At 69.3% G+C, this 24,745-nt stretch carries 20 protein-coding genes; 6 read left to right on the forward strand and 14 right to left on the reverse strand.

What is annotated here, in order from left to right; all coding sequences use genetic code 11:
• Positions 1–85: 85 nt before the first annotated feature.
• The 7 genes from F624_RS0109005 to F624_RS0109040 all read right to left on the reverse strand — a co-directional run bounded on the left by F624_RS0109005 (position 86) and on the right by F624_RS0109040 (position 8,372).
• A complete protein-coding gene (locus F624_RS0109005; RefSeq protein WP_019573963.1) occupies positions 86–343 on the reverse strand; it encodes a YbdD/YjiX family protein in 258 nt (85 codons plus the stop codon).
• Positions 340–2,406, reverse strand: a complete 2,067-nt coding sequence (locus F624_RS0109010; protein ID WP_019573964.1) for a carbon starvation CstA family protein — start codon at positions 2,404–2,406, stop codon at positions 340–342. Before F624_RS0109010 ends, F624_RS0109005 begins: the two co-directional genes overlap by 4 nt.
• A 159-nt stretch (positions 2,407–2,565) precedes the next feature.
• Entirely contained in the window at positions 2,566–3,735 is a 1,170-nt protein-coding gene (locus F624_RS0109020; protein WP_019573965.1) for an acyl-CoA dehydrogenase family protein, read from the reverse strand.
• 238 nt (positions 3,736–3,973) lie between these two features.
• Positions 3,974–4,600, reverse strand: coding sequence for a response regulator transcription factor (locus tag F624_RS0109025; RefSeq protein ID WP_019573966.1), 627 nt, complete (start codon positions 4,598–4,600; stop codon positions 3,974–3,976).
• Positions 4,597–6,036 (reverse strand): cache domain-containing protein, encoded by a 1,440-nt coding sequence (locus F624_RS0109030; RefSeq protein WP_019573967.1) that lies wholly within the window; start codon positions 6,034–6,036, stop codon positions 4,597–4,599. Before F624_RS0109030 ends, F624_RS0109025 begins: the two co-directional genes overlap by 4 nt.
• A gap of 34 nt (positions 6,037–6,070) precedes the next feature.
• Entirely contained in the window at positions 6,071–7,381 is a 1,311-nt protein-coding gene (gene serS, locus F624_RS0109035; RefSeq protein ID WP_019573968.1) for a serine--tRNA ligase, read from the reverse strand.
• A gap of 46 nt (positions 7,382–7,427) precedes the next feature.
• Positions 7,428–8,372: a threonine/serine dehydratase gene (locus F624_RS0109040; protein WP_019573969.1), complete on the reverse strand. Its 945-nt coding sequence runs from the start codon at positions 8,370–8,372 to the stop codon at positions 7,428–7,430.
• A gap of 102 nt (positions 8,373–8,474) precedes the next feature.
• Here F624_RS0109040 and F624_RS0109045 point away from each other — a divergent pair, with 102 nt between their 5' ends.
• Positions 8,475–9,152 carry a CBS domain-containing protein gene (locus F624_RS0109045; RefSeq protein ID WP_031254563.1) on the forward strand — a complete coding sequence of 226 codons (678 nt, stop codon included), beginning with the start codon at positions 8,475–8,477 and terminating at the stop codon, positions 9,150–9,152.
• A 25-nt stretch (positions 9,153–9,177) separates the two neighbouring features.
• Here F624_RS0109045 and ispH read toward each other — a convergent pair whose 3' ends face one another.
• Together ispH and F624_RS0109055 are read right to left on the reverse strand one after the other, a co-directional pair.
• Positions 9,178–10,134, reverse strand: coding sequence for a 4-hydroxy-3-methylbut-2-enyl diphosphate reductase (gene ispH / locus F624_RS0109050; protein ID WP_019573971.1), 957 nt, complete (start codon positions 10,132–10,134; stop codon positions 9,178–9,180).
• Positions 10,134–10,595: an FKBP-type peptidyl-prolyl cis-trans isomerase gene (locus tag F624_RS0109055; RefSeq protein WP_019573972.1), complete on the reverse strand. Its 462-nt coding sequence runs from the start codon at positions 10,593–10,595 to the stop codon at positions 10,134–10,136. Before F624_RS0109055 ends, ispH begins: the two co-directional genes overlap by 1 nt.
• A gap of 186 nt (positions 10,596–10,781) precedes the next feature.
• On the opposite strand from F624_RS0109055, the gene radC reads away from it, so the two are divergent.
• Genes radC through F624_RS0109070 form a run of 3 tightly spaced genes read left to right on the forward strand, consistent with a single transcriptional unit; the run spans position 10,782 to position 13,592 of the window.
• Positions 10,782–11,459, forward strand: coding sequence for a RadC family protein (radC, locus tag F624_RS0109060; protein ID WP_019573973.1), 678 nt, complete (start codon positions 10,782–10,784; stop codon positions 11,457–11,459).
• On the forward strand, positions 11,459–12,157 hold the full coding sequence (locus tag F624_RS0109065) for a Smr/MutS family protein (RefSeq protein WP_019573974.1): 699 nt from the start codon (positions 11,459–11,461) through the stop codon (positions 12,155–12,157). Before radC ends, F624_RS0109065 begins: the two co-directional genes overlap by 1 nt.
• 58 nt (positions 12,158–12,215) lie before the next feature.
• Positions 12,216–13,592, forward strand: coding sequence for an amidase family protein (locus tag F624_RS0109070; RefSeq protein WP_019573975.1), 1,377 nt, complete (start codon positions 12,216–12,218; stop codon positions 13,590–13,592).
• Between the two features lie 13 nt (positions 13,593–13,605).
• On the opposite strand, the gene F624_RS0109075 is transcribed toward F624_RS0109070, so the two are convergent.
• The 4 genes from F624_RS0109075 to F624_RS0109090 all read right to left on the reverse strand — a co-directional run bounded on the left by F624_RS0109075 (position 13,606) and on the right by F624_RS0109090 (position 18,803).
• Positions 13,606–14,106, reverse strand: a complete 501-nt coding sequence (locus tag F624_RS0109075) for a GNAT family N-acetyltransferase (RefSeq protein WP_019573976.1) — start codon at positions 14,104–14,106, stop codon at positions 13,606–13,608.
• A 34-nt stretch (positions 14,107–14,140) separates the two neighbouring features.
• Positions 14,141–14,560, reverse strand: coding sequence for a group II truncated hemoglobin (locus F624_RS0109080; protein ID WP_019573977.1), 420 nt, complete (start codon positions 14,558–14,560; stop codon positions 14,141–14,143).
• Between the two features lie 60 nt (positions 14,561–14,620).
• The gene (locus F624_RS0109085) at positions 14,621–17,140 is read right to left on the reverse strand and encodes an ABC transporter permease (protein ID WP_031254565.1); all 2,520 of its coding nucleotides are present in this window, start codon (positions 17,138–17,140) and stop codon (positions 14,621–14,623) included.
• Positions 17,141–17,264: 124 nt separating this feature from the next.
• Positions 17,265–18,803 carry a C13 family peptidase gene (locus F624_RS0109090; RefSeq protein WP_019573979.1) on the reverse strand — a complete coding sequence of 513 codons (1,539 nt, stop codon included), beginning with the start codon at positions 18,801–18,803 and terminating at the stop codon, positions 17,265–17,267.
• A 128-nt stretch (positions 18,804–18,931) separates the two neighbouring features.
• On the opposite strand from F624_RS0109090, the gene mgtA reads away from it, so the two are divergent.
• Both mgtA and hpaI read left to right on the forward strand, forming a co-directional pair.
• Positions 18,932–21,700 carry a magnesium-translocating P-type ATPase gene (mgtA, locus tag F624_RS0109095; protein WP_019573980.1) on the forward strand — a complete coding sequence of 923 codons (2,769 nt, stop codon included), beginning with the start codon at positions 18,932–18,934 and terminating at the stop codon, positions 21,698–21,700.
• Between the two features lie 120 nt (positions 21,701–21,820).
• Entirely contained in the window at positions 21,821–22,633 is an 813-nt protein-coding gene (gene hpaI, locus F624_RS0109100) for a 4-hydroxy-2-oxoheptanedioate aldolase (protein ID WP_019573981.1), read from the forward strand.
• Between the two features lie 71 nt (positions 22,634–22,704).
• Here the strand turns inward: hpaI and F624_RS0109105 are convergent, their stop codons facing one another.
• Positions 22,705–24,651, reverse strand: a complete 1,947-nt coding sequence (locus F624_RS0109105) for a sigma-54-dependent Fis family transcriptional regulator (RefSeq protein WP_019573982.1) — start codon at positions 24,649–24,651, stop codon at positions 22,705–22,707.
• Positions 24,652–24,745 lie beyond the last annotated feature (94 nt).

Below are 24,745 nucleotides of genomic sequence, written 5' to 3' on the forward strand. Positions count from 1 at the left end.
CAGAGCTGAATTTTTTGACATTCGGTATGCTGCCGTTTGTCGAGCCTCGAATTCTAGCAGGGTTTTTTGGCCCTTTTGAAAAATCTCAGCAACAACGCCCCATGCGCCCTTTGCCGCCACCGTAGCGGGCCTCCTGGCGCTCGCGGAAGAAGGCCTCGTAGCTCATCATCGGCTCACCGGGGTGGGTGCGCTGGCGGTGGGCCACGTAGGTGTCGTAGCTGGGCTGGCCCACCATCAGCCGAAACGACTGGGCGATGTAGCGCCCGGCTTCCAGCAGCGGGCTGCCGGGGCCTAAGCCGGCGGCGGTGCCGGTGCCAGAGGTGGGGGCAGGCGCAGGGTTCATGCCCGGGCCTCGGCCGGCAGGGGCTGGTAGGGCACTTCGCGGGTCTGGTCCTTGGCCTGGCCGCGGGCACGCAGGCAGGCGCGCACGCTGTAGACCAGGGTGCTCAGCACCACGGCCATGAACAGCACGCACAGGCCGGCGTCCAGGCGGTCGTTGAACACCACGCGGGCCATGGCGGCCGCGCTCTTGGCCGGGGCCAGCACCTGGCCTTGGGCCAGGGCGTCGGCGTAGCGGTTGGCGTGGGCCAGAAAGCCCACCTTCACATCGGCCGAGAAGATCTTCAACCAGCCGGCCGACAAGGTGCAGGCCAGCAACCAGGCGGCCGGCAGCGCCGTCACCCAGGCGTAGCGCTCGCGCTTCATGTTGAACAGCACCACGGTGCCCAGCATCAGGGCCACGGCCGCCAGCATCTGGTTGGAGATGCCGAACAGCGGCCACAGGGTGTTGATGCCGCCCAGCGGGTCTTGCACGCCCTGGTACACAAAATAGCCCCAGGCCGCCACGGTCAGGCCGGTGGCCAGCAGGTTGGCGCCCAGCGATTCGGTGCGCTTGAGGGCGGGCACAAAGGTGCCCAGCAGGTCTTGCAGCATGAAGCGGCCGGCGCGGGTGCCGGCGTCCACCGCGGTCAGGATGAACAGGGCTTCGAACAGAATGGCGAAGTGGTACCAGAAGGCCATCATGGCCTGGCCGCCCACGGCCTGGTGCAGGATGTGGGCCATGCCCACAGCCAGGGTGGGTGCGCCACCGGCCCGCGCCAGGATGGTGTTCTCGCCCACGTCCTTGGCGGTCTGGATCAGCACGTCGGGGGTGATCACAAAGCCCCAGGTGGAGATGACCTGGGCCACCGCCTCGGGCGTGTTGCCCACCAGGGCGGCCGGGCTGTTCATGGCGAAGTAGATGCCGGGGTCGATCACCGAGGCCGCGGCCAGGGCCATCACGGCCACAAAGGATTCGGCCAGCATGCCGCCGTAACCGATGAAGCGGGCCTGGGTTTCGTTCTCCAGCATCTTGGGCGTGGTGCCCGACGAGATCAGCGCGTGGAAGCCCGACACCGCGCCGCAGGCGATGGTGATGAACAGGAAGGGGAACAGGTCACCCGCCCACACCGGGCCATTGCCCTGGGCAAACTGGGTGATCGAGGGCATGGCCAGCGTGGGGTTGACCACCACGATGCCCACGGCCAGCGCCAGGATGGTGCCGATCTTCAGGAAGGTCGACAGGTAGTCGCGCGGGGCCAGCAGCATCCACACCGGCAGCACCGAGGCCACAAAGCCGTAGCCGATCAGGATCCAGGTCAGCGCCTCGGGGCTGAAGTCGAAATACGGGCCCCACACCGGGCTCTCGAACACGGCCTGGCCGCCTACGATGGCCGCCATCAGCAGCACAAAGCCGATCACCGACACCTCGCCGATGTGGCCCGGGCGCAGGTAGCGCACATAAAAACCCATGAAGAGCGCAACCGGCACGGTGGCCATCACGGTGAAGGTGCCCCAGGGCGAATGCGCCAGGGCCTTCACCACGATCAGCGCCAGCACGGCCAGGATGATGATCATGATCATGAAGGCGCCGAACAGCGCGATCACGCCGGGCACATTGCCCATCTCCTGCTTGACCATCTCGCCCAGCGAGCGGCCGTCACGGCGGGTCGAGATGAACAGCACGATGAAGTCTTGCACCGCACCGGCCAGCACCACGCCTGCCAAGATCCACAACAGGCCGGGCAGGTAGCCCATCTGCGCGGCCAGCACCGGGCCCACCAGCGGGCCGGCGCCGGCAATCGCGGCAAAGTGGTGGCCGAACAGCACGTACTTGTGGGTAGGCACAAAGTCCAGCCCGTCGTTGTGGCGCCAGGCCGGGGTGTTGCGCGTGGCGTCCAGGCCCAGCACCTCGTTGGCGATGAACAGGCTGTAGTAGCGGTAGGCGATCAGGTAGACACAGATCGCGGCCATCACCAGCCAGGTGGCGCTGACGGCTTCGCCGCGGCTCAGGGCCAGGGTGGCCAGGCCCCAGGTGCCGAGCAAGGCCACGGCCAGCCACGGCAGGTGGCGTTTCAAGAATTCCATGCAGGTCTCCGTTGTGTGAGAAGGCCGGCGCCGCCCCTGCTGGGGCACGGCGCCGCGGTGCGGCCATTGTCAAGAGCGGGTCGTGCCGCCGCATCCGTCGCACCACGTGGGGGCGCACGCGGCAACACCTAATGGAAAACCCTGATCAAACCGTCAGGATCACAGACGCCCCTGCTGCGCCTCGAAGGCCGCCAGCGTGCGTTTGGCGATGTTCAGTTGGTGGATCTGGCTGGTGCCCTCATAGAGCCGGAACAGGCGCACATCGCGGTAGAAACGCTCGATCGGGTGGCCATGGATGTATCCGCTGCCGCCCAGCATCTGCACACAGCGGTCGGCCACCCGGCCACACATCTCAGAGGCAAAGTACTTGCAGACCGAGGCCTGCAGGCTCACGTCCTCGCCCTCATCGCGTTGGCGGGCGGTTTGCAGGATCAGGGCGCGCGCCGCCTGGATGTCGGTCTGGCAATCGGCGATCAGGGCCTGCACCAACTGAAACTGCGCCACCGGCTGACCGAACTGGTGGCGCTGTGTGGTCCAGCGCATGGCCTCTTCCAGCATGCGGATGGCCGGGCCAGTGCACAGGGCGGCCAGGTGGATGCGCTGTTTGTTGAGCACCTTCATGGCGGTCTTGAAGCCCTGCCCTTCGCGCCCCCCGATCAGGTTGGCGGCCGGCACCCGGCATTGGTCAAAGTGCACCTCGGACACCGGGGAGCCCGCCTGCCCCATTTTTTTGTAGGGCTGCCCGGTCTGCAGGCCCGGTGTGTCGCGCTCGACCAGGAAGGCCGAGATGCCGTGCGCGCCCGCCTGCTCGGGGTCGGTGCGGGCCAGCACCGTGAACAGGCCGGCCAGCGGCGCATTGGTGATGAAACACTTGGTGCCGGTCAGGAGGTAGTCGCTGCCGTCGCGCTCGGCCCGGGTGCGCAGGGCCGTGGCATCCGAGCCGGTCTCGGGTTCGGTCAGGGCGAAAGCGCCCGTGATCTCGCCGCTGGCCAGGCGGGGCAGGTAGCGGGCCTTCTGCTCGGGCGTGCCGTCGGCCACCAGGGCCTCGGAGCCGATGCCGGTGTTGGTGCCCACCCGGGCCCGGAAGGCCACCGAGGCCTGCGACAGCGCCATGGCGGCCAGCACCAGCTCTTCGGTCGTCATGCCCTGGCCGCCCCATTCCTCGGGAATGGACCAGCCGAAATAGCCCAGGCTGGCCATCTCGGCTACCAGCTGCGGGGGCACTTCATCACGGGCCTCCACCTCGGCCTCGCTCGGGATGAGACGCTCACGCACATGGCGCTCGATGGATTGCAGGGCTTGGGAAAACGCTTGGGGGTCTCGGATCATGCTGTCTCCGTTCTTGCGGCGCTCCGAAGGGAGGCCATCGACAAGAGCCTAGAGCGCGAAACCTCTGTGCTCCCACGTGACGGCACCAGATCGAACAGAGACCGCCAGAAGCGCCCTTCGGCACGATCAAGGGCGCCTGTCACCGGCCTGTCACCGCCCCATCACCTCCCCATCACCCGCTCCTGCGCGCCCACGCCCGCGTCAATTTCAGCGCTGAAACCCGGTCTCAGGCCCCGCCTCACTGCCCGCCCGCATGCTCCACCGCGTACTTGATCAGCTCGGCCTGGCCCTCGATGCCCAACTTGCGCTTGATGCTCTGGCGGTGCGCCTCGACGGTGCGAAAGCTCAGGCCCAGGCGGGCCGCCATCTGCTTGCTGGATTCACCGCGCCCCAGGGCGCTCAGCACCTCGGCCTCGCGGGGTGACAGCAGCGGTTTGGGCTGGTCGTTGCGGAACAACCGACCCGACACGCCCGGGCTCAGAAAGGTGGCCCCGCTCATCACCACGCCAATGGCGGCCACGATCTCGTCGGCCGGCGCGTCCTTCAGTAGGTAGCCGCTGGCCCCGGCCTGCAGGGCGCGCTGCACGAATTCGGGGTTGTCATACATGCTGAACATCAGCACCTTGAGGCGCGGCCAGCGCGCCAGCACCTGGGCCGTCAGCTCGAGGCCATTGACCGGCTTCATGCCGATGTCCATCAGCACCAGGTGGATGTCGTGCCGGGCCAGGCTTTGCAGGGCCTCGGTGGCCGAGCCGGCCTCGTCGACCACCTTGAACTGCGCCACATGGCTCAGGCGGGCTCGCAGGCCCTCACGCACCATGGGGTGGTCGTCCACCAGCAGCAAGCGCACTTCAGATTCGCTCATCCTTCAGACTCCTGATTCAAACCTGGGGCAGCCCCGGGGCCCAGGGGCACCTGGGCATCGAGCTGGGTGCCCTGCCCTGGCGCGCTCAAGAACTCCACCGAGCCGCCCACCGCGGCCATGCGCTCGCGGATGTTGCGCAGCCCGATGCCCTGCTGCGGATCGTGGTGCAGGCGCTCGGCCTCGAAGCCCCGCCCGTCGTCGCTGATCTGCAGGTGCAGCGTGGGGCCCGCGCCGGGGCGGCCGGCGTCGGCCAGCAGGCTCAGCTGCACCTGGCTGGCGGCCGCGTGCTTGGCCACATTGGCCAGGGCCTCCTGTGCCACCCGGAACAGCGCCGTCTTGATCTCTTCGCCCAGCTCGGGCACCTGGGGGCCCACAAAGACCTGCGCGGCCACGCCGCTGGCCTCGCTCCATTCGGCCACCAGCCGCTCCAGCGCGGCCGGCAGGCCCAGACGGTCGAGCATGGCGGGGCGCAGGCGGTGCGACAGGCGCCGGATCTCGGTCAGGCTGTCGCCCAGGCGGGCCAGGGCCTGGCGCAGGCTGTGCTCGGGCGGCGGCCCGCCGTGCTGCACCGTGTGCAGGGCCGATTCGAGCAGCAGCTTGGTCGACACCAGGGTCTGGCTGCTGCCGTCGTGCAGTTCACGGGCCAGGCGGGCGCGCTCGTCTTCTTGTGAACGCACCAGGCGCTGGGCCAGCAGGCGCAGCTTCTGGTCCGCGATGCGCTGCTCGCTGAGGTTCAGCCACAGGCCGCTCACGCTCAGGCACAGCAGGGCCAGGCCGGCAATGCCCAGCATCCACCACAGGGTGGCACTGATGTTGCCGCGCACCTGCTGGTCCAACTGGGTCAGGGTGTCGTCCATGTCGTCCAGGTACAGGCCCGTGCCCAGCATCAGGTGCCAGCGCGGCAGGGCCACCACATAGCCCAGCTTGGGCACCATCTTGCCGCTGGAGGGCTTTTGCCACAGGTACTCCACGTAGCCGCCACCCTGGCGGGCCTGGGCGATCAGCTGCTGGATGGTGGGCTGGCCCCGGGGGTCGCGCAGGTTCCACAGGTTGCGCCCCAGCAGCTCGGGCTGGCGTGAGTGCATGAGCACTTCACCATCGAGGTCGTACACGAAGAAGTAGCCGTCGCTGCCGTAGTCGAGCGAGGCCAGGCGCTGGATCGCCTGCTGGCGCGTGGCCGGGTCGGTCTGCCCGCTGTCGTACAGGGGGCGCACCGTGCTGACAGCCAAATCCACGTAGTGGCGCAGCTCCACCCGGCGCGCGTTCATGTAGGTCTGCAGCACCAGCACGCGCTCGCGCTCGGCCAGCTCGTGGTCCTGGTGGGCCACGGTCAGCGCCATCAGGCCCAGCGCCCCCAGCAGGGGCAGCAGGGCCAGCAGCACGAACTTGGCGCGCAGGCGGCGCGCGGGTGACCAGCCGCCCAGGCGAAACATCATGCGCTCAACCGGGCGGCGCCTGGGTGGGCCAGGCTCAGGGCTTGAGCACCGTCAGGCCGCCCATGTAGGGGCGCAGCACTTCGGGCACGGTGATGCTGCCGTCGGCCTGCTGGTTGTTCTCCAGCACGGCCACCAGGGTGCGGCCCACGGCCAGGCCCGAGCCGTTCAGGGTGTGCACCAGCTCGTTCTTGCCTTGGGCGTTCTTGAAGCGGGCCTGCAGGCGGCGCGCCTGGAAGGCTTCGCAGTTCGACACCGAGCTGATCTCGCGGTAGGTGTTCTGCGCCGGCAGCCACACTTCCAGGTCATAGGTCTTGGCCGAGCCAAAACCCATGTCGCCGGTGCACAGCGCCATCACACGGTAGGGCAGGCCCAGCTTCTGCAGAATGGCCTCGGCATGGCCGGTCATGGCCTCCAGGGCTTCGTAGCTGCGCTCGGGGTGCACGATCTGCACCATCTCGACCTTGTCGAACTGGTGCTGGCGGATCATGCCGCGGGTGTCGCGCCCATAGCTGCCGGCTTCGGAGCGGAAGCAGGGGGTGTGGGCCGTGAGCTTGATCGGCAGTTCGGCCTCGGCCAGCACCACGTCGCGCACAAAATTGGTCAGCGGCACTTCGCTGGTAGGGATCAGGTAGAGCGCGGCGTGGTCAGGCACGGGCTCCCCATCCTGACCGCCCTTCTTGGCGGCAAACAGATCGCCTTCGAACTTGGGCAACTGGCCCGTGCCCTTGAGCGAATCGGTGTTCACGGCGTAGGGCACATAGCACTCGGTGTAGCCGTGCTCTTGCGTCTGCACATCGAGCATGAACTGCGACAGCGCACGGTGCAGGCGGGCGATCTGCCCCTTCATCACGGTGAAGCGCGAGCCCGACAGCTTGACGCCCATGTCAAAGTCCAGGCCCAGGGGTTCGCCCAGGTCAACGTGGTCTTTCACCTCGAAGTCGTACTGGCCCGGAGTGCCCCAGCGGCGCACCTCGACGTTGCCCGACTCGTCCGAGCCCACCGGCACCGACTCGTGCGGCAGGTTGGGCACGGCCATCAGCAGGTGGTTGAGTTCGGGCTGCAGGGCCTCCAGGCGGGCGGCCGAGGTGTCGAGCTCGGTCTTGATGGCGGCCACGGCGGCCATGATGTCGTCCACGCTCTCGCCCTTGGACTTGCGCTGGCCGATCTGCTTGGACAGCGTGTTGCGCTGGGCCTGCAGTTCTTCGGTGCGGGTCTGCAGGGTCTTGCGCTCGGCCTCCAGGGTGCGGAAGGCGTCCACATTCAGGTAGGCCTGGGGCTTTTTGCGGGTTTCAAGGCGGGCGACGACCGAATCGAGGTCTTTGCGCAGGGAATTGATGTCTAGCATGGGGCGATTTTAACGAGGGGTCTTGGGGCAGTTCCGGTGGCGCGCTTCAGGCCAGGGTGGCGGGGTCGAAATTGGCGCCACACAGCACCAGGCACACCTTCTCGCCGGGGGCCGGCACATAGGCGCCCGACTGCAGGGCGGCCAGGCCCAGCGCGGCGGCCGGCTCGACCGCCAGCTTGAACTCGCTCCACAGGGTTTTGCGGGCCCGGGCGATGGCGTCGTCGCCCAGCAGCAGGGCCTGGCCCACCTGGGCCTGCGTCACCTGCCAGCCGATGGCCCCGATGCGCCGCGCGCCCAGCGAGTCGGCCGCAATGCCCGACACGGCCACATCCACAGGCTGGCCGGCCTCGCGGGCGCGGAACAGGGTGGGCGCACCTTCGGGCTCCAGGGCCACCACACGGGCGCGTTGCTCGAACCAGGCGGCAATGCCGCCGATCAGGCCGCCGCCGCCCACACTCACCAGCACGCTGTCGGGCAGGCCGGCCTCGGCCTCGATCTCACGCGCCAGGGTGCCGGCACCGGCCACCACCTCGGGCTGGTCGTAGGCATGGGTGATCAGGGCCCCGCTGACCTGCTGGCGCGCCATGCAGGCCTCAAAGGCCTCGGCATAGGTGGCGCCCACCACCTGCACCTGGGCGCCCAGTTCGCGCAGCTTCTGGCGCTTGGCTTCAGGGGAGACCTCGGGCACGAACACCTCGCAAGGCACGCCCAGAGCGCGGGCCGCCGCCGCAGTGGCAATGCCGGCATTGCCGCCCGAGGCCACGATCACCCCGCTGGCCGGGATGGGCTGGGCCAGCAGGCGGTTCAACATGCCACGGGCCTTGAAACTGCCGCTGACCTGCAGGTGCTCCAGCTTGAGCCAGACCTCGGCCGCGGCCACCCCCAGGGTGGCACCGGGCAGTCGCCACAGCGGTGTGGCACGCAAAAAACCTTGGGGGCCCTGCTGTTGCAGGCGGGCCGAAGCGGCCTCAATGTCGGAACGCAAGATCATGGCGCAGGCAATCGTCGCAAAATACGAAGCTCGCAGTGTATCCAGCCCTGATCGTCAGGGCGGCCCCACCGCTGGCCCCCACGGGCGGCTCCGGAGAAGCGCATGTTCTACGTTTTTGGTCTGGGTGGCCCCATCTACCGGGGCACGATGGAAAACTTGGCCGATCTGAGCCCGGTGCGCGCCTTGTCGGCCACGCGCGCCTTGCACCGCAGCGATGCCCTGCACCGCGATGCCTTCGAGCTGCCGCCCGCCACCCCGCGCCCGCCGGCCAATGCCCTGCACACCCGGCGCAACGACGCCATGGCCGCCTACGCCGATGCCCAGCAGGCCAAGCCCCCGGCGCGCCAGCCACTGGACCGGGTGCAGGACGTGATGAGCCGCGAGGTGTTCAGCGTGTCGCCCGAGCTCACCGTGGCCGAGGCCTGGGAGGCGCTGGCCACACGCGGCGTGGGCCAGGCCCCGGTGCTGGATGCCCAGGGCTTGCTGATCGGGCTGCTGCTGCGCGCCGACATGATGCCGCCGGTGCTGATGCCCGCCCCCAGCGCCACCGGCATCTCGGCCTGGCAGTTGGCCCAGAAAAGCGTGCGCGACATCATGCTCACCCCCGTGCCCGCCGTGGCCGGCGACACCTCGCTGCGTCGCGCGGCCCGGGTGCTGCTGGACATGGGCCTGCCCGGCCTGCCCGTGACCCAGGACGACGGCCACGTGATCGGCTTTCTGTCGCGCGCCGACATCCTGCGCGCCGTGGTGGCCGACCCGCCGCTGGATCTGTGGACCTGAGCCCTGCGGCTCAGGTCCAACATCCTCAAGCGTCGAGCTTGAGACCCTTGGGCAGCGGAAACTTCAGCGTTTCCTCGATGCCATCCATCTTGCGCACCGCCACCGCCCCGAAGGCGCGCAGGCGCTCGATCACCTGCTCCACCAGCAGTTCGGGCGCCGAGGCGCCGGCCGTCAGGCCCACGCGGGCCTTGCCCTCGAACCAGGCGGGTTGCAGTTCGGCCGCGCTGTCCACCATGTAGGCGGGGGTGCCCAGCTTTTCGGCCAGCTCGCGCAGGCGGTTGCTGTTGGAGCTGGTCGGGCTGCCCACCACGATCACGATGTCCACCTTCGGGCTGAGGATCTTCACCGCGTCCTGGCGGTTTTGCGTGGCGTAGCAGATGTCCTGCTGCTTGGGCTCGCGCACCTTGGGGAAGCGCTGGCGCACGGCCTCGGCGATCTCGGCGGCGTCGTCCACGCTCAGCGTGGTCTGGGTCACCACGGCCAGCTTGTCGGTCTGGCCAGGCTGCACGCGGGCCACATCGGCCACGTCTTCCACCAGATGGATGCCGTGGTCCAACTGGCCCATGGTGCCCTCCACCTCGGGGTGGCCCTTGTGGCCGATCATGATGAACTCATAGCCCTCGCGCGCCAGCTTGGCCACCTCGACGTGCACCTTGGTCACCAGCGGGCAAGTGGCATCGAAGATCGAAAAACCGCGCGCCCGGGCTTCTTCCTGCACCGCCCGGCTCACGCCGTGGGCGCTGAACACCAGGGTGGCGCCCGGGGGCACATCGTCGAGCTCTTCAATGAAGATCGCACCCTTGTTCTTGAGGTCGTTCACCACATAGGTGTTGTGCACGATCTCGTGGCGCACATAGATCGGCGCCCCGAACTTCTGCAGCGCACGCTCCACGATCTCGATGGCCCGGTCCACGCCGGCACAAAAGCCGCGCGGCTCGGCCAGGGTGATTTCGGACAGGGAGGTGGCGGGGGCGCTGCTCATCACAAAACACCAATCAGTTGCACTTCAAAGGTGACCGGCTGGCCGGCCAGCGGGTGGTTGAAATCGAACAGCACCGCGTCGTCGCTCAGCTGCTGCACCGCGCCGGCATAGCTGCCGGTGCCGTCGGGCGTGGGGAACTGCACCACATCGCCCACGTCGTACTGCTCGTCCGGGTCGCCAAACTGGGCCAGCAGCTTGCGCGCCACCCATTGCAGCATGTCGGGATTGCGCTCGCCAAAGGCCTCGCCGGCCGGGATCTCGAACTGGGTGCGGGTGCCCTCGGCCAGGCCGATCAACCGCTGCTCCACCGCAGGCGACAACTCGCCCGAGCCCAGCGACAAGGTGGCGGGTTTGTCGTCGAAAGTATTGATGATGTCCCCTGCCGGCCCGGCCAGGCGGTAATGCAGGGTCAGGAAGGAAGACGGCTGAACGACAGATGCTTGAGAGGGCGTTGTTGACATGGAAGTCCCGATAAACTGGCCGCCATTGTAAAAAACCAGCCAGAGCCCCTTTGAGCCCGGGGCTCTATGCCCCCAGCTTTCGCTTCTTTTCAGCTTCTTTTCAGCTTCTTTTTTGCGTCCTTTTTGCTTCTTTTCCGGCCCTCCTCACCTTTCCCGCGCTTCAGCCCCCTCCTCCGCCACCACCCCATGAGCCCGCTGAACCTGCCCCCCGAAGCCCGCCCGCGCGAGAAGCTGATCGCACGCGGCGCCGGCGCGCTCAGCGATGCCGAGCTGCTGGCCCTGCTGCTGCGCACCGGCCTGGCCGGCAAAAGCGTGCTGATGCTGGCGCAAGAGCTGCTCGACGCCTTTGGCGGCATGGCCGGCCTGCTGCAGGCCAAACTGGACGATCTGAAACGCATCAAGGGCCTGGGCGGCACCGCCAAGCGGGCCGAACTCAGCGCCGTGCTGGAGCTGGCCCGCCGCGCCCTGGCCCAGCAGCTGAGCGAGCGTGCCGTGTTCGACTCGCCCGATGCCGTGCGCCGCTACCTGCAGCTGCACCTGGCGCACAAGGGGCATGAGGTGTTCGCCGTGCTGTTTCTCGACAGCCAGAACCGGCTGCTGGCCTTTGAAGAGCTCTTTCGCGGCACGATCAACCAGACCTCGGTCTACCCGCGCGAGGTGGTGCTGCGCGCCCTGCACCACCAGGCCGGCGCCGTGGTGCTGGCGCACAACCACCCCAGCGGCCAGGTGCAGCCCTCGGCCGCCGACCAGGCCCTCACCCAGCACCTGAAGGCCGCCCTGGGACTGATCGATGTGCGCGTGCTCGACCACCTGATCGTGGCGCCCGGCCAGGCCTTGTCGATGGCCGAAGAAGGGCTGCTGTGATGCGATCGCCTCAGCTCCATCACCCGGCCGCCTCCACCAGCGCCCCACCGGCCGCCCTGGTGCTGCACTCGCTGCAAGACCTGAAGCAGTTGCAAAAACGCCTGGCCCAGCAACGCGCCGAGGCCGAAGCCCTGGAGCGCGCCCGCCGCGAGGCCGCCGCCCGCGAGCAGGCCCGGCACCGCCTGTTCGAGCTGGCCGTGGGCCCGGTGATCCCGCTGCGCCACCATGGCCGCGTGCTGTTGCAGAACGACCCGCCGGCGCCCATCCCCTACCAGCACCAGCTCGACGAGCAACGTGTGCTGCTCGAATCCATCAGCGACGACTTCGACGTCAGCACCCTGCTCGACACCGACGACGCCCTGAGCTTTCGCCGCCCGGGCATCAGCGTCGAGGTCACACGCAAGCTGCGCCGTGGGGTCTGGAGCATCCAGCGCCAGCTCGACCTGCACGGCCTGCGCACCGACGAAGCGCGCGAGGCGCTGGGCCAGTTCATCCGCGAAGCCCACAAGATCGGCCTGCGCTGTGTGCGCGTGGTGCACGGCAAGGGCCTGGGCTCGCCGGGCAAAAGCCCGGTGCTCAAGGGCCGGGTGCAAAGCTGGCTGGTGCAGAAGAACGAGGTGCTGGCCTTTGTGCAGGCCCGGCCGGCCGAAGGCGGGGCCGGCGCCCTGGTGGTGCTGCTGCGGCCGTCACCGGGTTGACACAAGCCAGGCCTGGGGCTCGGGCCACAATGGCAAGACCTATTTCACAGGCCCCGCCATGACCTCACAGCCCTCCTCACCCGCTGACGCCCTGCTCGACCTCGATGCCCGCACCCAGGTGGCCGCGCTGGCAAGTGGCCAATGCAGCGCCCTGGCCCTCTGCGAGGCCGCCATCGCCCGCATCGAAGCGCAAGATGGCGCCATCAACGCCGTGGTGGTGCGCGACTTCGAGCACGCCCGCAGCCAGGCCCGAGCGGCCGACGAGGCCCTGGCGCGTGGCGAACGCCGGCCCCTGCTGGGCCTGCCCATGACGGTGAAAGAATCTTTCAACCTGGCCGGCCTGCCGACCACCTGGGGTTTCGAGTTTGCCCGCGGGCTGCGCGCCGGCAGCGATGCGCTGGCGGTGACGCGCCTCAAGGCAGCGGGCGCCGTGATCCTGGGCAAGACCAATGTGCCGGTGGGCCTGGGCGACTGGCAATCCGCCAACCCGATCTACGGCCGCACCCGCAACCCGCTGGACCTGAGCCGCACGCCGGGCGGCTCGTCGGGCGGTGGCGCCGCCGCGCTGGCGGCGCGCTTTGTGGCGCTGGAGCTGGGCTCGGACATCGGTGGCTCGATCCGGGTACCAGCGCATTTCTGCGGCGTGTACGGCCACAAGCCCAGCCTGGGCCTGCTGCCGGCGCGCGGCCATGATTTTCCGGGCCTGGGCAGCGGGGCCCCCAATGAGTTGGCCGTGATCGGCCCGCTGGCACGCAGCGTCGATGACCTGGAACTGGCCCTGAGCGTGCTGGCGGGCCCCGAGGCCCCGAAGTCGAAGGCCTATGCGCTGCAACTGCCCCCCGCGCGCGACATGGCGCAGGCACGCTGCCTTCTGCTCGACCAGCACCCGGGCCTGCCCGTGTCGCAAGACACCCAGGCCGCCTTGCAGGCGGTGGCCGACACCCTGCAGGCCGGCGGCTGCACCGTGTTGCGCAGCAGCGAACGCCTGCCCAATCTGCAGACGGCCCACCAGATCTATGCCGGCCTGCTCAACACTTTCATGACCCGCGGCCAGCCGGGTGCCACGTCCATCAGTGCCCACGAATGGCTGATCCTGCTCGACCGCCGCGCTGCCCTGCAACAGCAGTGGCAAGCCTTGTTCGAGCACGTCGACGTGGTGCTCACCCCCGTGCTGGGCTGCACCGCCTACCCGCACATCGACCCCATGGACTGGGCCAGCGCCACGGTGCAGATGGACGGCCAGGCCCAACCCCTGGGGCCGCAGGTCTTCTGGCCCGGCATCGCCACCGTGGCCGGCCTGCCCGCCACCAGCGCCCCGGTGGGCCGCGACCGCGATGGCCTGCCCATCGGCCTGCAGGTGATCGGCCCGATGTTCGAAGACCTCACGCCGCTGGCCCTGGTGCGGCGGCTGGAGGCGCTGCGCGCCCAGGCTTGATTCAGGGGAAAGCTCAGACCGGCCGGCCAAGCCGCGTCAAGGCTTCGCCCGTGACACGGCAGATGCGCCAGTCGGGCATCACCGTGGCGCCCATGGCCTGGTAGAAATCGATCGCGCTCTGGTTCCAGTCCAGCACCGACCACTCAAAGCGCCCGCAGCCGCGCTGCACAGCCAGCTCGGCCAGGGCCTTGAGCAAGGCCTTGCCCACGCCGCGCCCACGCGCTTCGGGGCGCACGAACAGGTCTTCGAGGTACAGGCCGCGCTGAGACAGAAAGGTCGAGTAGTTGTGAAAGAACAGCGCAAAGCCCTGCACCTGGCCATCGAGCTCGGCCAGCAGCACCTCGGCGGCGGGGTGGGCGCCGAACAAGGTGTCGGCCAGCTTCTCAGGCGTGGCCACCACGCGGTCCAGCAGGTTCTCGTACTCGGCCAGGCCCCGGATCAAGCCCAGGATGGTGTCAACATCGGCCTGGGTGGCGGGGCGCAGGCGCACGGAGGAAGAAGTGGTTTCGGTCATGGCCGCGTATGTTACGCACCCAGGCCCGAGGCGCTCAGATGCCCTTGTTGCGCATCCAGTCGGCCGTGCCGAAAAAGCTCTCCTTGAGGCGAGCCCGCAAGTCCTCAGGCACGCCTGTCTCGCCCATGGCCTGGTCCATGCAGGCCACCCACTGGTCGCGCTCCTTGATGCCGATCGGGAAAGGCAGGTGCCGCGCCCGCAGCATGGGGTGGCCAAAGCGGTCGGTGTAATACGAAGGGCCGCCCAGCCAGCCGCACAGAAACCAGAACAGGCGCTGGCGCGCATTCGACAGGTCGGGCCCGTGCGCGGCGCGCAGGTCGTGGTAGCCGGGCTCCAGGTCCATCAGATCATAAAAGCGCTCGGTCAGCGCCAACACGCGCTCTTCACCGCCGATCCATTCGAAGGGGGTGGCGGGGGCGGGGTTGGACGTTTGCGGGGTGTCATCGGTGCTCATAGGCCACCATTGTCGCTTCCGTAAACCGCGGCTTGCGGCTCAACACCGCCCAGGCCGGGCTCAGGCCGCAGCCCGCCGCAGCGTCTCCACCACCGGCCGGCGCAGCACCTCGCGCAGGCCCCACCAGCCGGCGGCCAGGGCCAGCACGGCGCCGGCGGCGGCGCCGCCCAGCAGGACCCAGGGCGAGGCCGCCCAGGGGAACTCGAACACGAAGTGCGCCAGGCCCCAGCCCACGCCGGCCGCCACCGCACTGGCCAGAAAACCGGCCAGCAGGCCCACGCCCAGCAGCTCGGCGCCCTGCACCTGGCGCAGCAGGCGGCTGCTGGCGCCCACGGCACGCATGATGGCGAACTCGCGGGCGCGCTCTTCGCGGGTGGCGGTGACGGCGGCAAACAGCACCACCAGGCCGGCGGCCAGGGTGAAGCCGAACAGGAACTCCACCGCCTGCACCACCTGGTCGAGCACGCGCTGGATCTGGTTGAGCGTGCTGCTCATGTCCACATTGGTGATGTTCGGAAACTGCCGCACCAGGCCATTGTCAAAGCCGCGCTGGGCCGGGGCGCGGAAGGCCGCCAGGTAGGTGACGGGCACATCGGGCAGGCTGGCCACGGGGTAGATGACGAAGAAGTTGGCATGCAGCGAGCCCCAGTCCACCTTGCGCAGCGAGGTGATGCGCGATTCGGTCTGCACGCCGCCGATGTCGAAACGCAGCTGGTCGCCGAGCTTGAGGCCCAGCGTCTGGGCAATGCCTTCTTCGACACTCACCGCGCCGGTCTCCTCGGGCGTCCAGCGGCCCGCCACCACGGGGTTGTGCGGGGGGCGTTCGGCGCTGTTGGAGAGGTTGAACTCGCGGTCGACCAAGCGCTTGGCCCGCTCGCTGGGGTAGTCCTCGGGCTTGACGGGCTGGCCGTTGATGCTCACCAGGCGGCCCCGGATCATGGGGTACCAATCGAACTGGCCTACCCCGGCCTGGCGCAGCGTGGCCTGAAAATCAGCCGCCTGCTCGGGCAGCACATTGATCACGAAGCGGTTGGGCGCGTCGGGTGGCGTAGCCTGACGCCAGCTGCTGATGAGGTCGGTGCGCAGCAACACCAGCAGCACCAGGGCCAGCAGGCCCACCGCCAGCGCGCTGACCTGCACCACCGCATAGGCCGGGCGGGCCGACACCTGGCGGGTGGCCAGCACCAGCCAGCGCGGCGCGGTGCTTTCGTTGACGCTGCGGCGCAAGGCCTGCACGGCCAGCCAGCTCAGGCCGGCAAACAGCAGCACGGCGCCGGCAAAGCCGCCCACGGCGATCAGGCCCAGCAGGCGGTCGCTGCTGACGGCCATCAGCAAGGCCGCAAAGCCCGCCACGCCCAGGCCCAGCACCAGCAGCGAGGCCGGCTTGAGCCCGCCCAGGTCGCGCCGGATCACGCGCAGCGGCGGCACCTGCGCCAGTTGCAGCACCGGCGGCAGACCAAAGGCCACCAACAGGGTCAGGCCCATGCCCAGGCCCAGCAGCGCGGGCCAGGCCGTGGCGGCCGGCAGGGCCGCGTCCACCAGGCCCGCCAGCAGGGCCACAAAGGCGTAGTGCACCGCATAGCCCAGCACCACACCGAGCAGGCTGGCGGCCGCGCCGGCCAGCACAAACTCGAAGGCATAGGCCAGCGCGATGGTGCGCTGGCTTTGCCCCAGCACCCGCAGCATGGCGCAATCGTCCAGGTGGCTGCCGGCAAAGCCGCGTGCGGCCAGGGCCACGGCCACGGCACTCAGCAAGGCGGCCAGCAAGGCCACCAGGTTGAGGAATTTCTCGGCCCGATCCAGGGTCTGGCGCATCTCGGGGCGGCCGCTGTCCAGCGACTCGATGCGGGCGCCACGCAGGCCGCTGCGTTTCATCTCGGCCTCGGCCCAGTCGGTGAAGGCCTTGACGGCCGGGCCCTCGCCCGCCACCGCCAGGCGGTGGTTGATGCGGCTGGCGGGCTGCACCAGGCGGGTGGCCGCCAGGTCGGTTTCGCGCACCATGACCCGCGGGGCAAAGTTCATGAAGCCGGCGCCGCGGTCGGGCTCCAGCACCAGCACGCGCGCAATGCGCAGGCGGCTGTCGCCCAGCAGCAAGGGGTCGCCCAGGTGCAGGTCCAGCGATTCGAGCACCGCCGCATCCACCCACACCTCGCCGGGCCCCGGCACCTCGCGCGTGGGCTCGCCAGCGCCGTCGGCCGTGGTCGACACCAGCAACTGGCCGCGCAGCGGGTAGCCCGGGCTGACCGCCTTCAGGGCCACCAGGCGGCTGGCACCGCCCTGCTCATCGGGCGCGCGCCCCATGGTCGGGAAGGTCTGGGTGGCCCCCACCTGCAGGCCCAGGGCCCGCGCCCGCTCGGCAAAGGCGGCCGGGGCCGGGTTGTCGCTGGCCAGCACCGCGTCGCCGCCCAGCAGTTGGCGGGCATCGCGCTGCAGCCCCCCTTTGAGCCGGTCCGAAAAGAACCCCACCGCACTCAGGGCCGCCACCGCCAGGGTCACGGCCACGATCAACAGGCGCAGCTCACCGGCGCGCAGGTCACGCCACAGGGTGCGCCACCCCAGACTGAAAAATGAAGGCTTCATGCGCGTCACCATAGCGCAAAGCTGTGTCAGCCGTGGCAGGGTGTGGGCAAGACCGGAAGTGGCGCTCAGACCCACCCACTGGCACGACCCGGCCACGGGTCGTGCTGGGCGCTGCGGCCTCTGATCAGGGCCCCAGCCGCGCCTCCAGCGCCCCCAGCACCGGCACCAGGCCCGCGCCCAGGCGCATCTGCGGGTTGGACGGGCCGTCGGGCTTGCCGGCCTCGACCTCGCGCTTGGCAATCAGCGGGCGGGCCCGCTCGAAGGCCTGGGTGAAGGAATGGGTCTGGCGCAATTGCTCGTCGACCACGGCCCGGCCGAAGAAGGTCAGCTCCGACAGGCGGCCGCAGCCGTAGGAGGTGTGCTCGGCATCCGAGGCGGTGATCACCAGGCTGGTGTCGGTGGCCAGGGGCTCGATCCAGCCGCCGGCAAAGCAGGCCGACACCATGATCACCCGGTTGCGGATGCCCGCCTCGTCGAGCAGGCGGCGCAGCAGGCCGGGGTCGACCGGGGCCACCTCCAGCGGGTCGTTGTTGGCGGCCAGCTGAAAGTTCTGCGCCCCGTGCGAGGTCAGGTACACCACCAGCAGATCGTGTTCGCGGTCCATGTGGGCGGCCAGCAGGCCGATGGCGCGGCCCAGGTTCTCGGGCGTGGCCCAGGGCAAGGTGGTGGCGGTCTCGGGGTTGTTCAGCAGGTGCAGCACCCGGCCTTCGGCATCAAAGCGCTGGCGCAGCACGTCGGCCACCAGCTGGCTTTCGCGGCGGAACACCGCCTCGCTGCCGTCGGGGGCGAACACCAGGCCATAGACATCGACCACACCGTCGCGCTGCGCCGCAAGCCCCTGCTCGGCGGCAGGCCACAGGGCTTGCTGGGCCTCGAACACGGCCTGGCTCAGGTGCAGGCGCGGGGGCTCGGGGGTGTCGGGGGCGGCGGCCAGCTCGGCGCTTTCGTCAGGGGCCCAGGGGCGGTCCGGGAACTGCCAGATGGCCAGGGCGAACAGGCCGGCCAGCAAGGCCGCAAACAGGCCCAGGCGCCAGCGCGGGCCGGCAAAGCGCGCCGTCAGCCGCACCACCGCCGCCCACAGCCACACCGACAGGCCCAGGTACAGGCCCCAGTAGACCCATTGCAGGGCCACGGTCTGCGCCGGCAGCCATTCGCGCACCACGGCGATCGACAGGGCCTGCAGCACCAGCTGCGCGGGCAGGGCCACGCCCGAACTGAGCGCAAACCAGGTGCCCAGGCCGCGCAGGTGCCAGGGGTCGTCATCGATCTCGGCCACGCGCTCGGGCGGCAGGGCAAACCAGGCGCCCCACAACGACAGCAGCGTCATCCACCAGGGCACCAGCCAGGCACGCCAGTCAAAAATGGCGGGGCCGGGCACCTCCAGCCGCGCCAGCCCCAGCAGCAGGCCCGAAGCCAGCACCGTGAGCAGCAGCACCTGAAAAGGCGAAGGCTGGGCATGGCCCACGCCCGGCGAGACAAAAAAGCCCGCCTTCAGCCCGCCCAGCATCCAGCGCCCCAGGGACACCCGTTCGGCCGGATAGGGGCGCGCCTCACCCACGGCCCAGATCGGGCCGGCCGCATCGGCCAGCGCCAGGGGCGCCGTGTCCTCGTCGTCGATGGCGACGGTGTCGTTCCAGTCCTCGGATTCGTAACTGTTCGTCATCCCGTCATGATGCCAGCAAGCTGAACGGTCAAACTAGCCATATAGGCGCATAGTGGGCCGGAGAACGCCGGTTCAAGAAGCCTTTTTGCGCCCCGAAACCGCCCCGCTCCGACCGAAAGTCCCCTGACATGCGAGCCCTGCTGCCCCGCTGGCTGGCGCCCCTGCTGCGCCGCCGCTACACCAACCGCCTGTTTGGCCGCCACGCCTGGCTGGACCACAGCCTGGCCCACCCGCCCGAGGCGCGGCCCAGCGCCGCCGGCCCGCTGGTGCCGCTGCTGATGCGGGCCGCCCAGGCCACACCCGAACAAGTGCTGGCGCAGTTGCAGGCGACCGCCGGCGGCTTGAGCGAGGCCGAGGCCGCCGAGCGCTTGCGCCGCGTGGGCCCCAACGAGGTGGCCCACGACCAGCCGCCCACCGCTGGCCAGCGCCTGTGGCGGGCCTACAACAACCCCTTCAACCTGCTGCTGACCCTGTTGGCCGCCGTGTCGTGGCTCACCGATGACAGCAAGGCCACGGTGGTGATCGGCAGCATGGTGGTGCTGAGCACGGTGATCCGTTTCGTGCAGGAGGCCCGCTCCAGCCGGGCTGCCGAGGCGCTCAAGGCCCTGGTCAGCAACACCGCCACGGTGTGGCGGGTGCCGGCCGGCGGCGCGGCACCGCAGTCGCAGGAGCGCCCCATCCGCGAGCTGGTGCCGGGCGACCACCTGCAGCTGTCGGCGGGCGACATGATCCCGGCCGACTGCCGGGTGCTGAGCGCGCGCGACCTGTTCGTGGCCCAGGCCGCCATGACCGGCGAATCGATGCCGGTGGAGAAGTTTGTCAGCGCACAAGACCCGCACGCCCCACCCAACCCGCAGCCCACCGAAGCCGCCGCGGGCCAGGGCCCGCTGGAACAGCACAACCTGTTGTTCATGGGCACCAACGTGGTCTCGGGCTCGGCCACCGCGGTGGTGCTGGCCACCGGCAACCAGAGCTACTTCGGCACCGTGGCGGCCCACATGAACGCGGGCGAAGGCACGGTGACGGCCTTCCAGAGCGGGGTCAACAGCGTGAGCTGGCTGCTGATCCGCTTTGCGCTGGTGATGGTGCCCATCGTGCTGCTGGTCAACGGCTTCACCAAGGGGCATTGGGGCGAGGCCTTTCTGTTTGCCATGTCGGTGGCGGTGGGCCTGACGCCCGAGATGCTGCCCATGATCGTCACCACCACCCTGGCCAAGGGCGCGGTGATGCTGTCGCGCAAGCAGGTGATCGTGAAACGCCTGGACGCGATCCAGAACTTCGGCGCCATGAACGTGCTGTGCACCGACAAGACCGGCACGCTGACCCAGGACCGCATCGTGCTGGAGCGCCACACCGATGTGTTCGGCCAGGCCAGCGACGAGGTGCTGAAGTTCGCCTACCTCAACAGCCACTACCAGACCGGCCTGAAGAACCTGCTCGACCGGGCCGTGCTGGAGCATGTGGAGATGGCCACCGAGCTGCGCCTGGCGCAGGACTACCGCAAGGTGGACGAGATCCCGTTCGACTTCGTGCGCCGCCGAATGTCGGTGGTGGTGGCGGAGCAGGACCACCACCATGAGCTGATCTGCAAGGGCGCACTCGAGGAGATGCTGGCCATCTGCACCCAGGTGCGCACACAGGGCCCCGAGGGTCAGACCGACCAGCCCCTGGACGGCGAGGTGCTGGCCCGCGTGCACGAGGTGGCCGCCCAGCTCAACCGCGAGGGCCTGCGCGTGGTGGCCGTGGCCATGAAAGAGCTGCCGCTGGACCAGACCGTGTTCGGCGTGGCCGATGAAAGCGCCCTCACCCTGATCGGCTATGTGGCTTTTCTCGACCCACCCAAGGACTCCACCGCGCCCGCCCTGCAGGCCCTGGCCGACAGCGGCGTGGCCGTGAAGGTGCTGACCGGCGACAACGAACTGGTCACCGCCCGGGTCTGCGCCCAGGTGGGCCTGCCGGTGCAGACCGTGGTGCGGGGCCCCGAGCTGGACGCGCTGGACGACACGGCGCTGGCCGCCTGCGTGGAGCAGCACCAGCTGTTTGCCAAGCTGACCCCGCTGCACAAGGAGCGCATCGTGCGCGCCCTGCGCCGCAACGGCCATGTGGTGGGCTTCATGGGTGACGGCATCAACGACGCGCCCGCGCTGCGCGCCGCCGACATCGGCATCTCGGTGGACAGCGCGGTGGACATCGCCAAGGAGGCCGCCGACATCATCCTGCTCGAGAAAAGCCTGATGGTGCTGCAGGAGGGCGTGCTGGAGGGCCGACGCACCTTCTGCAACCTGCTGAAGTACCTGCGCATGACGGCCAGCTCGAACTTCGGCAACGTGTTCTCGGTGCTGGTGGCCAGCGCCTTCCTGCCGTTTCTGCCCATGCTGCCGCTGCAGTTGCTGGTGCAGAACCTGCTGTACGACTTCTCGCAGACCGCCATCCCCTTCGACCGCGTCGACGACGAGCTGGTGCAAAAGCCGCTGCGCTGGAACCCCGATGGCATCGGCCGTTTCATGGTGTATTTCGGGCCGCTGAGCTCGGTCTTCGACATCGCCACCTTTGCCCTCATGTGGTGGGTGTTCGGGGCCAACAGCGAGGCGCGCCAGACCCTGTTCCAGTCGGGCTGGTTCGTGGTGGGCCTGCTCACCCAGACGCTGATCGTGCACCTGCTGCGCAGCCCCAGACTGCCCTTTGTGCAAAGCCGCCCGGCCCCGCTGCTGCTGGGCATGACCGCCGGTGTGGCCGCTCTGGGCGTCTTCCTGGTGCAAGGCCCTTGGGCCGGCTACTTCAGGCTGCAGGCCCTGCCGCCGGCCTACTTTGGCTGGCTGCTGCTGATCCTGCTGGGCTATGGCCTGCTGACCACGGCGGTCAAGCGCTGGTATGCCGGGCGCTTTGGCTGGCAATGAGGGTGGTCATGAAGGCGGCGATGAAGGTGACAGCTCAAAAAGACGCAGAATTAACAATCTGTCACATCCACCGCGGGCCGAGCTGATGCGCCGGCCCGCTCTTTCAGGAGATCCCACCCGATGAGCAAGCCGGCCGCCAACCCCTTCAAGCAAGCCCTGCGCGAAAAGCGCGCCCAGATCGGCCTGTGGCTGTCTGCCGCCTCACCGTACCTGAGCGAGGTGAGCGCCACCGCCGGCTTCGACTGGTTGTTGATCGACGGCGAACACGCCCCCAACACCCTGCAGACCACGCTGCAGCAGCTGCAGGTGGTGGCCCCCTACCGCTCGCAGCCCGTGGTGCGCGCCGTCGAAGGCCAGGTGGCCTTGGTCAAGCAGTTGCTCGACATCGGCGCGCAGAACCTGCTGATCCCCATGGTCGACACCGCCGAGCAGGCCGAGCTGATGGTGCGTGCCGTGCAGTACCCGCCCCAGGGCATCCGCGGGGTGGGCAGCGCGATTGCCCGCGCCTCGCGCTGGAGCCTGCGCGCCGACTACCTCGATGTGGCCGACGACGAGATCTGCCTGCTGGTGCAGGCCGAGAGCGTGACCGCCCTGAAGAACCTGAGCGCGATTGCCGCCGTCGAGGGCGTGGACGGGGTGTTCATCGGCCCGGCCGATCTGGCGGCCTCGATGGGCCACCGCGGCAAACCCGGCCACCCCGAGGTGCAGGCCGCCATCGAAGGCGCCATCCAGACCATCGTCGGCGCCGGCAAGGCCGCCGGCATCCTGACCTCCGACCCGCAACTGGCGCGCCACTACCTGGCCCTGGGCGCCACCTTTGTGGCCGTGGGCGTGGACGTGTCGCTGTATGCCCAGGCGGCGCGGCGACTGGCGGCCGATTTTCTGGGGGCCGAGGGCAGCGCGGCGGCGCCACGGGCCGGCGCGGTCTATTGACGGCTTGGCGCAGCGGGGGCCGTTCGCATGGGCTTTCGGAAGAAGCGCGCTCTAACGTGTTCTAACGTGTTCTAAGGCCCGCGCCATTGGGCATGCCGCACGCCAAGCTGGAGCTGCTGGATGCGGCGGTGGATGGTGGAGCGGCTGACGCCGAGCTGGCGTGCTGCCTCTGAGACATTGCCCTGGCATTGCGCCAGCAGTTGCTCCAGCGCCTGGGCGGCAGGCACGCCGGTGCTGTGGGCCATGGCGGCGCCATTTGGGGCACGGTTCAGCGCATCGGGCAGGTGCTCGGGCTCGATGCGGCCGTCGCCATCGGGCCCACACAGGGCTGCGGCATAGCGCAGCGCGTTGTGCAGCTCGCGCAGGTTGCCGGGCCAGGCGTGTGCGGCCAGCAGGGCGCGCGCGGCGTCGCCCAGGTGCAGATGGCGGCCGAAGGTGGCCAGCATCTGCTCGGCCAGGGGCAGAAGGTCGCTGCGCTGGCGCAGCGCAGGCAGGTGCAGCTCGGCGGCGTTGAGGCGGTAGAGCAGGTCTTCGCGGAAGCTGCCGCGCTGCACCAGCTCGGCCAGCGGACGGTGCGAGGCCGAAATGAAGCGCACGGACACCGCCCGTGGCGCACGAGCCCCCAACGGGGTGATCTCGGATTCAGACAAGACCCGCAGCAGCTTGGCCTGCAAGGCAAGCGGCATGTCACCGATCTCGTCGAGGAACAGCGTGCCTTCGTGTGCCGCGGCGATCAGCCCTTCGCGGCCCTTGCTGGCGCCGCCGGTCCAGGTGCCGGGCAAGTAGCCAAACAGTTCGCTTTCCAGCAGGGCCTCGGGAATGGCTGCGCAGTTGATGGCGACGAAGGCGCCGCTGCGACCGCTGCAGGCATGCAGGGCGCGGGCCAGGTATTCCTTGCCTGCGCCGGTCTCCCCCTGCACCAGGATCGGCAGCGCTTGCGGCGCGAGCCGGGCGGCCTTGCGCAGCAGCGCTTGCAGTGCGGCATCGCCCTTTTCCAGCGCCTGCAGCGCAGCAGGCAGAGGGGGCTGCGGCGGCGTTGCCTGCGCGGGCGGGCGGCGTGGGCGGCGTTGCGGCTCCATGGCGTGGGCGAAGAGGATGCTGCCATCGCGGGCGCGGATGAGGCGCTCCTGCGCCGGGCGATGACGGCGCAGCTCGGACAGGTCGCGCAGGTCCAGGTCGAAGAAACGCTCCAGCGGCTGGCCGATGAGGCTCTGGCGCTGGCGCCAGTCCAGTTGCGCGACGGCGGCCAGCAGGCGGGCGCCCGCGTGGGTCATGGCGCGGATGCGGCCGCGTGCGTCGACGCTGATGGAGGCGTCGGGATCGACGTCGAGGAAATCGGGTGACTGGGCCAGGCGCACCACCCAGTCATGACCCGACTGCGCCATCAGGTTGGCCTGCTCCACGCGCCGCGCGGCGGCCACGACGAGGTTGAGCGCCAGGTTCTGGCTGGCCCGCTCGACGGGCGAGCGCAGCAGCGACAGGTCCAGCACCGCCGCGAGTTCGCCGCGCAGGTCGTAGATCGGCGCGGCCGTGCAGGACAGGCCGGTGTGGGTGAAGTCGAAATGGTCGCTCTGGTGCACGGTCAACGCTTCGCCGGTTTCCAGGCAGGCCCCCACGGCCGAGGTGCCGGAGTGGTCCTCGCGCCATTGCGCGCCCAGGTACAGGCCCGCACGGCGCAGGTCGCCGGCATCGGCCTCGTGCCCCATGAAGTCCACGGCCACGCCATGCCGGTCCGCCAGCAGCAGCACGTAGTCCAGACCTTTGAGCTGGTGGTACAGCCGCTCAAGGGCCTGACGGGCGATGTGGATCAGCGCTTCGGATTCCTCGCGGTGCGTGCGCAACTGGCCTTCGGTGACGACATGGGCTTCGCTGGTACGGGCCGGATCGAGCCGGTGCGAATCGATGCAGCGGCGCCAGCTGCGCAGCACCGCGCGGTCGCGCTCTTGCCCACGGTTGGAGTAACCCAGGCCGAAGGCTTCGATTTCCTGGACGTGCGAGGCGTAGGACTGCAGGGACATGGGAGGGCTTCGATGCGGTCGGTGAACGTGCCGCCGACGATTCTGTGCCCCGTGCCTGCCCGCGCCAATGGAGGTTTACCCACTGCCGCTGCTG

The organism is Curvibacter lanceolatus ATCC 14669 (assembly GCF_000381265.1).
Classification (GTDB): Bacteria; Pseudomonadota; Gammaproteobacteria; order Burkholderiales; family Burkholderiaceae_C; genus Curvibacter; species Curvibacter lanceolatus.